Source organism: Vibrio sp. 1249-1, from assembly GCF_033340495.1.
The window spans coordinates 1-648 of sequence record NZ_JAWOWJ010000673.1 but is presented as its reverse complement, the minus strand read 5'-3'; the positions used below and the strand labels follow the sequence as shown (position 1 = coordinate 648).

Sequence of the window (648 nt, the reverse complement as noted above, 5' to 3'; positions counted from 1 at the left end):
ATGATGTCATCACGACCATTAATGCGATTTCTGAGCAGACCACCCTGTTAGCTCTCAATGCCGCTATCGAAGCGGCTCGCGCAGGCGAACAAGGCCGCGGTTTTGCCGTTGTAGCCGATGAAGTCCGAACGCTGGCAAGTCGTACACAACAAGCCACGGTAGAAATCCAAGCCATGATTGAGAAACTGCAATCGGAAAGCCAAAACATCGCTTCGATTACTGGTAGAACGGTCAAACAAGCTCAAACAAGCAGCCAGTTGATCGATGAAATTGGTCAAGATGTCACAGCGATTGCGGACTCGGCTCGTTCATTGATGGACATGAGCATTCAAATCTCCACTTCCGCGGAGGAACAAAGTGCGGTTGCGAATGATATAGCTTCTGAGCTTGCTGATATCCGTACTCAGTCCAGCACAATTCGAGAGGTGGCGGAGCAGTCTACTGTTGGTGTCGCGAACTTAACCAAAGCGTCGGTTTCACTCGGTGAAGTATTAGAGCGTTACCGCACTGCTTGATAACAAGGTAATAACAAATAAAGGCTCCTAATTGGGAGCCTTTATTTTCTACATTTGTATTCACTTATTTGTTTCGAGAATATGACTCGCCTTCACTTTCTCTACGTCCTTGTCTCGTACTGATTCTGTGGTG

The 648-nt window shown here is 47.4% G+C and carries 1 protein-coding gene; it reads left to right on the top strand.

Annotation, left to right across the window (positions count from 1 at the left end; all coding sequences use genetic code 11):
- The coding region (locus tag R7Z50_RS28270; protein ID WP_318149855.1) for a methyl-accepting chemotaxis protein at positions 1 to 515 on the top strand (515 nt) is incomplete at its 5' end.
- Between the last annotated feature and the right edge of the window lie 133 nt (positions 516 to 648).